The organism is bacterium (assembly GCA_024224155.1).
In the GTDB taxonomy this organism is placed as follows: domain Bacteria; phylum Acidobacteriota; class Thermoanaerobaculia; order Multivoradales; family JAHEKO01; genus CALZIK01.
This window is the reverse complement of the sequence record JAAENP010000237.1, coordinates 1-7,822: the sequence shown is the minus strand read 5'-3', so window position 1 is coordinate 7,822 and position 7,822 is coordinate 1. Positions and strand designations below refer to the sequence as shown.

At 62.6% G+C, this 7,822-nt stretch carries 8 protein-coding genes and 1 tRNA gene; 6 read left to right on the top strand and 3 right to left on the bottom strand.

Annotated elements, in window-relative coordinates; genetic code table 11:
- Together GY769_12690 and GY769_12685 are read left to right on the top strand one after the other, a co-directional pair.
- A partial coding sequence (locus tag GY769_12690) for an inositol-3-phosphate synthase (GenBank protein ID MCP4202776.1) occupies positions 1 to 408 on the top strand: 408 nt, incomplete at its 5' end.
- A gap of 58 nt (positions 409 to 466) precedes the next feature.
- Positions 467 to 1,255: a methyltransferase domain-containing protein gene (locus tag GY769_12685; protein MCP4202775.1), complete on the top strand. Its 789-nt coding sequence runs from the start codon at positions 467 to 469 to the stop codon at positions 1,253 to 1,255.
- A 151-nt stretch (positions 1,256 to 1,406) separates the two neighbouring features.
- Here the strand turns inward: GY769_12685 and GY769_12680 are convergent, their stop codons facing one another.
- On the bottom strand, positions 1,407 to 2,240 hold the full coding sequence (locus tag GY769_12680) for a tyrosine-type recombinase/integrase (protein MCP4202774.1): 834 nt from the start codon (positions 2,238 to 2,240) through the stop codon (positions 1,407 to 1,409).
- A 254-nt stretch (positions 2,241 to 2,494) separates the two neighbouring features.
- Here GY769_12680 and GY769_12675 point away from each other — a divergent pair, with 254 nt between their 5' ends.
- Entirely contained in the window at positions 2,495 to 2,971 is a 477-nt protein-coding gene (locus GY769_12675; GenBank protein MCP4202773.1) for a YbhB/YbcL family Raf kinase inhibitor-like protein, read from the top strand.
- On the opposite strand, the gene GY769_12670 is transcribed toward GY769_12675, so the two are convergent.
- Positions 2,968 to 3,954 carry a M28 family peptidase gene (locus tag GY769_12670; protein MCP4202772.1) on the bottom strand — a complete coding sequence of 329 codons (987 nt, stop codon included), beginning with the start codon at positions 3,952 to 3,954 and terminating at the stop codon, positions 2,968 to 2,970. The genes GY769_12675 and GY769_12670 overlap by 4 nt on opposite strands.
- A gap of 134 nt (positions 3,955 to 4,088) precedes the next feature.
- Here GY769_12670 and GY769_12665 point away from each other — a divergent pair, with 134 nt between their 5' ends.
- Together GY769_12665 and GY769_12660 are read left to right on the top strand one after the other, a co-directional pair.
- Positions 4,089 to 4,403, top strand: a complete 315-nt coding sequence (locus GY769_12665; GenBank protein ID MCP4202771.1) for a hypothetical protein — start codon at positions 4,089 to 4,091, stop codon at positions 4,401 to 4,403.
- A gap of 110 nt (positions 4,404 to 4,513) precedes the next feature.
- Positions 4,514 to 6,238 carry a hypothetical protein gene (locus GY769_12660; protein ID MCP4202770.1) on the top strand — a complete coding sequence of 575 codons (1,725 nt, stop codon included), beginning with the start codon at positions 4,514 to 4,516 and terminating at the stop codon, positions 6,236 to 6,238.
- Positions 6,239 to 6,464: 226 nt separating this feature from the next.
- Here GY769_12660 and GY769_12655 read toward each other — a convergent pair.
- Positions 6,465 to 6,541: transfer RNA gene (locus tag GY769_12655), tRNA-Arg, on the bottom strand.
- Between the two features lie 231 nt (positions 6,542 to 6,772).
- Between GY769_12655 and GY769_12650 the strand changes: the two genes are divergently transcribed.
- On the top strand, positions 6,773 to 7,822 hold a 1,050-nt coding region (locus GY769_12650), incomplete at its 3' end, for a cytochrome-c peroxidase (GenBank protein ID MCP4202769.1).

Sequence of the window (7,822 nt, the reverse complement as noted above, 5' to 3'; positions counted from 1 at the left end):
TCCAAGACAGAATCCGTGCAATCGCAACTCGATGAGCGCCTCGAGGCGAGGAACATCCACATCGGTCCGTCGGACTACGTGCCGTGGCAGGACGACAACAAGGTCTGCTTCATCCGGATGGAAGGGCGGGGCTTCGGAGAGGCGCCCATCGAGCTCGAGCTCAGGCTGTCGGTCCAGGATTCGCCCAACAGTGCCGGTGTCGTCATCGATGCGATCCGTTGTGCCAAGCTGGGACTTGAGCGTGGTCTTTGTGGTCCTCTGGAAACGGTCTCTGCCTACTACATGAAGAGTCCACCGAAACAGATGCGCGACTCGGTTGCCCGCGTACGATGTCGAGCATTCATCCGCGGAATGGATGCGAACGGTGGGGAGGTTGAGCGAAGCCGCCAAACCAGCGTTCGCAGATAGCGCTTGCGATCGGTGAGCTTCCGGGGGAAGGCATGGCACCACCAGTTCGGAGAGCGGGGTGAGCCAACAGCAATCGATGCAGGAGCACTTCAGAGCGATCGCTGGAGCTTATCGTCAGCTCAGGACCTGCGACGAAGCACCCGTTCTCTATATCCGGAACACCTTCGCCGGTCGTCGATCGATCCGGGCCGTGGACATTGGCTGCGGGGCGGGACGCTACGACATCTTCTTTTTCAGACACCTGCCCAAACTCCATCTAACCTGCGTGGATGCAAACCAAAGGATGCTCGAAGAACTCGCGCGGTATCTGGCCAAGAACAACATCACCGACTTCGCTACGATCCATGCAAGCGTTGATGATCTCGATCTCGAGGAGGAGCGATTTGACGCCGTCTTCTCCTTCAACGCCGTACACCACTTCGATTTTCAGTCATTCCTTTCCAAGGCCGCCCGTGCGATTCGTAACGATGGTTGGCTTTTCATCTACACACGGACGCCAAGCCAGAACGCTGAGACCATCTGGGGTCAGTACTTTCCCAGCTTCCTCGAAAAGGAGACGCGCCTTTATGAGCTCGCCCAGATGGAGAGTTGGATTCGTGACACTCCTCGGCTTCGGCTAGACGCCGTCAAGGCCTTCACTTATCGACGTAGATCAGATCTGGACCGACTCCTGCTGCAGGCCCGCGGAAAACACTATTCGACCTTCTCTCTCTACTCGAATGATGAGTTTGAGGAGGCGTTCGAAGCTTTCGCCGGCAACATCCGCCGCCGATATGACAACTCCGACGAGGTGCAGTGGTTTGACAAGAACACTCTGTTGAAGATCGGGAGGACGAATGCTGGATAACCTCCGAGACGCGTTTCTCAAACTCCCAAGGTTTGCGCGTAGGCGTCCTCGTTGAAAGGTCACCCACATACTCCGTCCTCTCGTAGGATCCGCATAGCCTCGTCCAGGTAAGTAGCCGGCCTCCAGGCGAGTTGTCCGATAAGCGCGGCTTCTAGGACCTTGCGCCCCGAGCGGTCCCTGCCTCCCTCACCGAATGCGTCCGAGCGGCGGTGTGCCTCAGCATGTGAGGCGTCACGCGCGTTTGCACTCCAGCATCCTGCGCGCGGCAAAGCACCATCCTCCGCATCCCACGTGTCGAAAAGCGCTGACCACACGAGTTTGGGAATAGAGCCCTGGTTCTCGTTGCGACTCGGTCCCGGAGGGTCAGATAGCGCTTGTGGATCTCCTTGCTGTAGGGCACGACGATGAAGGCCAGGCGATGCCCCCCGCCCTTCCCCCGCACGCGGATCACGTGCTCGTCTAGCGAGTAGTCGGAGGCGTCGAGCGCACTGGCCTCGCCGACTCGCAGTCCAGTCGAGAGAAGCAGATCCAAGAGAGCGAGATTTCGCATAGAGATGAATCCGCGGCGTGCACAGGAGCGGGTTTCAGCGTAGTCCACAGGAACGAGCGAACGCGCGTGCGCCAACAATCGCCAGGTGTCCGCCCGGGACAGGGTGCGGGGCGGTCGGGGTGTTTGCCGCGGGCGGTAGTGAACGAAGGCCATCGGTGAACGGGGGATTGCCTTGCGCCGTTCGCAGTAGCCGAAGTATGCGCTCAGAACCGAGAGCTTCCTCTGAATGGATGCCGGAGCGTAGGAAGTCTCGTGGAGATGCGCGACCCAACGCTCGACGAGTTCAGCATCGCAGTCGATCAGGTCGAATGACCCGCCGACGAACTCGCGAAAGCGGCGCAGATCAACGGAGTAGGCCTGCCGGGTTCGTTCCGCCCGCTGACCAGCAGCGAAGTGCGCTTCCAGGAAGGCCTCGATGGCGTCGCGAACTAGCACCCTGAATCCTCCGTTCAGTCGTGAGGCCGACTGCGTCGCCGCCTCTTGGGATTAGACCCACGGAGGGCAAGGCTGGTGCCTGGAATCTAGGCCACACCCGGCACCTTTTCTGTCTCTTTCCTGTCCCTGTTGCCGCGGGCTGCAGGGACTGTCATGGTAGAGGCATGCGGAAGCCAGTAGCCCACTCAGTGCTGTCGTTGCTGATCGCTCTTGCCTGGGCTGCTGAGGAGACCGCAGCGGAAGGAGCGTCCATGATGAAATTCACTTTGGCTGCGGAGAGCTTCACAGCGGACGGGGAGATCCCGGTGCGCCACACCTGCGAGGGCCGGGACGTCTCCCCGCCTTTGAGATGGAGCGGTGCGCCTGAAGGTACGCGTTCCTTCGCCCTTATCGTCGACGATCCAGATGCCCCTGACCCGCGGGCTCCGCGGATGACCTGGGTCCATTGGGTCCTCTACAACCTCCCCGCGAGCTTCTCCGAGCTGCCCGAGGGACTCGCCTCGGCCGACCTTCCGGAAGGGGCTCGTCAGGGCCTCAACGATTGGAAGCAGCCGAGGTATGGCGGCCCGTGCCCACCGATCGGGCGGCACCGCTACTTCCACAAGCTTCACGCTCTCGACATCGTCCTCCCGGACATGGGAGCAATGACCAAGCAGCAGCTCAAAGAGGCGATGACGGGCCACGTGTTGGGGACGGCCGAGTTGGTGGGGACCTACCAGAAGCGAGGCTAAGACCTCGCTTCACTGCGGTCGAGCACTTCCTGGCCTGGGCCAGGCTTGCGGAGGAGCCTTCTGAGCATTCCTGCCAGGCCGTCAGTAACGAACGCCAGCGAGTCGTAGTCCACCTTGTCCGGGGTGTCCTGGGCCGTGTGGTACCACGGGTAGCGGTAGGGGGCGGTGTCGGTGATCATAAGGGCGGGCCAGCCCTGGCGCCAGAACGACAGGTGGTCGCTCCAACTGATGCCCGGCACGAACTCGAACATCGACACCGACTGGACCGGCCAATCGGACGCCGCTCGGAAGGCCGCCACCGCGTTGCGCAGAAGTCGGCGCGAGCGGAGGTTGGAGACGAAGCCCAGGAACTCGCCCCGGTCCGGATAGAAGAACCGCATCAGGGGCGGGTAGTGTTGGCTCCTCGGCTCGCTGGAGTAGTAGCCAATGGTCTCGAGCGAGATCATGCCGGCAATCTGGTCGCCACGCTTTCGCGCTCGCCGGGCATAGACCATCGAGCCCATGTTGCGCCACCAGAAGAAGGGTGGCTCTTCGTTGACGAAGGCCACAAAGCGCAGCGTCGCCCCGAGCCGGTCGGCGGCCAAAAGACGGGAGATCTCCAACAGCGCCGCCACCCCCGAGCCGTTGTCGTTTGCCCCCGGGCTTCCCTGAACCGAGTCGTAATGAGCACCTACGACGAAGACCTCGGTGCCGGACCCGGCAAGCGTCGCCTCCAGATTGGCACACTCGATCCCCTCCACCTCGTACGGGACCGACGAGACTTCATAGCCTTGCGCCGCCCACCGGCCTTCGATGTACTGAGCCGTTGCCTGTAGGGTTCCGGGCCGAAATACATTGCGCTCCCCGATCTCGCCGGCCAGCTGCCGCACATGCCGGCGCAACCGATCGACCGAGGCGGCTTCGTTCACCTGCTCATGTCCTGTATCCCCGACTTCTTCGTGGCGACATCGCCTCGCTGTACTTGCTAGGCACTTCTGCGCCATCTCGTACACTATCTGGTAACGAGGACACACGAGGCCGCCACAGGAGTGACCTCGAGCGAGCGGAGAACAGCAACGACATCGGCGACTTGTTCGCACTGCCCGCCCAGGTGAGGGGCGAACGTCCGATAAGTCGCATGGCGATGAACGCCAAGGGGCAGACCTGCCTGGGTTACAGCATCTCGGGCCCCGAAACCCACCCGAGCATCGGTTTCACCGGCTGGATGGGTCGATCCAGCCACATGAACATTAGCGAGCTAATCGTTTTCGATGGCAACGTTGATGGCCACGTGCAGAGGCGGACGGCTCGGTGGGGCGACTACAGCGCCATGGCCGTCGACCCGGTCGACGACACGTGCTGGTACACACAGGAGCATGCCCAGCCCAATTCCTTTATTGGCGAGCAGTTCGGGTGGGCAACCAAGATCGTTCAGATCAGGTTGCAGGACTAGGAGATCGCAAAGTAGCAGTGTAGGTAATCGCGTCGGCTCCACCCTTGTGGTTCAACACCACATAGGCGCAAGTCGGTGGTCAGGTCACAGGACCTGGCCGCCGGCCTTGTTTGGGAGTAGGCTTCAAGTGGAGGCCCGCCCTGCGCAAAGCCCCGTCCGTCACGCTGGTTCTGGCTCTCGCCTTTTCCCCCCTTCTCGAGGCTGAGGACTTCTCGACCTTCACCAAGATCCACGACCCCGACGAGGCCTGGAGCTTTGGCTGGGCCCTGGCGATGTCCGGCGACACCCTGGTAGTCGGAAACAACAACTCCGCCTCGGGAAGCGTGTGGATCTTCAAGCGGAATCGCAGAAAACCGAGCCGCTTCAAGCTGGCAAAGCGCCTGACGAGCCCGATTCCGGATGACGAGCCCTACTTCGGGCGCAAGGTAGCGATTGACGGCGACACTCTCGCCGTCAACGTCGGTTTCTCTCGCAGCGTCCTGATCTTCTCGCGCGACCACGGTGGCTCGGGGGTCTGGGGGTTCGTCAAAAAGATCGAGGGCTCCGGCGCCGTCGCCGTCGACGGCGACCTCGTGGCGCTCGCCGTCTACGGCGAGAGCGTTGATATCTACCAACGCGACCTCGGTGGCGTTGACAATTGGGGGCACCTTGCGACGATTCGCCCGGGAGACAGCGAAGATCCGTTCGCGGCCTCTCTCTCTGTTTCGGGCAGAACGCTGGTCGTGGGGTCCGCCTTCGATGCCTGTGGTACGTGGACCGACGTCTGCTCGTACGGCTATCGGGTCTTCGAGCAGAACGCCTCGGATCCGACCGACTGGAGGCAAGTGCTCTATAAGCCGGGGAAGGGCTTCGGCGACTACACCGGTAGCGAGGTCCTTGTCGACGGCCCCACGCTCGTTTCTACGGACGGAATTCGCGAACGCCGGCGCGGGAGCTGGGACCTGGCAGCACCAGCTGCAGCCGATCAGGGACTCTTCGTTCTCGCTCTTCGTCAACACTCAATCGCTCACTTGAGTTTGACCTCGGACGGCGCGGTGCAGGTGCTCGACCGCATGAGCGGGCTCGACCCCGCATGGCGTCCGGTCGGCGAGCTCCCGCTCAAGGGCACCGACTGCGGCAGCCCTGTTCTGGGTCCCCGGGAATTGGTGGTCGCCTGCCCTCATGGAGAGTCTCCCGAGGACTTCGGAACCGTCAGGATCTATCCACGCGCGCCGCTTTTCTCTCACGGTTTCGAGGAACCGAGCCTCTCAGGCTGGACAAAGATCAAGCGCAAGGTGCGCCTGACCGTGCCCGGCCTCGGGGGGAGCGATCAGGCGCTCGCCGTCGATGTCGACGGCAGCGAAAGAAAGTCCTTTGTCCGCACACGAAGCCTGGACCGCGAGCCGAGCGTCGCACTCGAATTCTCGCTGCTGCCGAACCGGGTCGGGCTCGCCGGCCAGACGGTAGATCTCGTGCACTTTTCGGGTCACGGCAGACGGCAGGTGAGATTGACCATGAGAGAAGTCGACGACAAGTACAGGCTCGACTTGTGGGCTCGGCAGCCGGGTATTAGATTGGGGGGGCCGGGGGGCCTGGGCGGCTTCGTGAAAGTGGGCGGCACCCGGATTGCGACCGATACGAGTACGCGCCTCGGTATCGAATGGCAACGCGCGAGCGGCCCCTTCGTAGCCGATGGCGTCGCGCGGCTCACCAAGAAAGGCCGAGTGGTTGCCGAACGTCAAGATTTGGCTACCGACCGCGACAGCATAAGCGTCCTGACCCTCGGCCTACCCGCCGGCTCTCGAGGCACGAAGGGTGGCACCATTGTCTTCGACGCCGTTTCCGTTCATCGCTAGGCGCGGCGTAGAAACAACGAGAAGCAACCCAGCAGAGAGTTGCTCGAGTGGCACGCAGATTCAAAGTCCCAGGGCTGGTCGCAGGACGACATTTCGACGGGGGTGGGCCTTGAGCTACTTGGTCTGGGCCTGCGGCGGGAAGCGAGCCAACTCAGCGGTTGATCCGTTAGCGGGACAGTAGTCCAGGACAGCGATTATGCAACGCGTTCGAAATGCTGGGCTTAAATGGTGCACCGAGGAGAACTCGAATCCCCAACCTCCTGATCCGTAGTCAGGTGCTCTATCCAATTGAGCTATCGGTGCAGGTGCCGCCGCAGGGCCCGGTGAGGCTGTGCGGGAGAGAGATTGTAGGACAGGCGTTGGCGTGGAGCAAGCACTGGGCGGCAGGCCCCCCTTTTAGGGTGGGGTCGTTCGTGGCGTGGGTGCCTAGACTGGATGCCGGAGAACGCCGGTCGCCGGCCTGATTCAGCCGAGGCAAGTCGGGCGGAATCCTTGTCGGCGCCAGGTGGAGGCTCCGGATATGGAGGATTCAGCATGTCTAGGTCCTTGGTCGTTCTGACTGTCGTGGCGGTCGCGTTGGCCGCGGCTCCCGCGGCTCCCGGCACGGCAGAGACAGAAGAGACAAGCACGCTCGGATGGACGGCACAGGCCGCGAGTTGGCGCGATGAGTTGCCGAAGAAGGTTCGAAACGGTAACTACTACGATCGAGGTCGTCCCGATCCGACCAAGGTGGAGCTCGGCAGGCTTCTTTTCTTCGACAAGATCCTATCGGGCAACAGGAACATCTCCTGCGCGACGTGCCACCACCCACTCGCGGCGACCGGTGACGGCCTGTCGCTGTCGGTAGGCGAGGGCGGCCGCGGCCTCGGGGTCGGTCGCGATACCGGCAAAGGCAAGAAAGCGATTCATGAGCGCGTGCCGCGCAATGCCCCGCCGGTCTTCAACCTCGGCGCGAAACAATTCCGCCGCATGTTCCATGACGGCCGGGTGGAGCGCAAGAAGAGTGCACCGTTCGGCATGCGCACGCCCGCCGGCGCGGATCAACCGGCCGGACTCGAGAACGTTCTTGCCGCGCAAGCCATGTTCCCGGTCACCTCGGGGACCGAGATGGCGGGACAGGCCGGCGAGAACGAAGTTGCCGACGCGGCCGGGGCCGGCAATCTTCCCTGGGTCTGGGAGCTCCTTGCCGAGCGGCTGCGGGCCATCCCGGTTTACGTCGATCTGTTTGTCGAAGTCTTCGATGACGTCAGTACGGCGGCGGATATCAGCTACGTCCACGCGGCCAACGCGATCGCGGCTTTCGAGGCCAAAGCGTGGAGGGCCGACAACAGTCCCTTCGATCGCTACCTGCGCGGCGACAAAGGCGCCATGAGCCGGGCCGCGCGCCGCGGCATGAAGCTCTTCTACGGCAGGCTCGACTGTGTCTTGTGTCACTCCGGGAAGTTTCAGACCGATCATGACTTTCACGCCATCGGCATGCCCCAGATCGGTCCCGGCAAGGGCGATGGATTCGACGGACGCGAAGACTTCGGCCGCGAGCGCGTGACCGGCAGAGCCGGTCAGCGGTACATGTTCCGGACGCCG

Coding starts and splice junctions, on each gene's coding strand:
- GY769_12670 (MCP4202772.1), bottom strand. CDS start 3,954: ATGGCGCAGAAGTGCCTAGCAAGTACAGCGAGGCGATGTCGCCACGAA.
- GY769_12665 (MCP4202771.1), top strand. CDS start 4,089: ATGGCGATGAACGCCAAGGGGCAGACCTGCCTGGGTTACAGCATCTCG.
- GY769_12675 (MCP4202773.1), top strand. CDS start 2,495: ATGAAATTCACTTTGGCTGCGGAGAGCTTCACAGCGGACGGGGAGATC.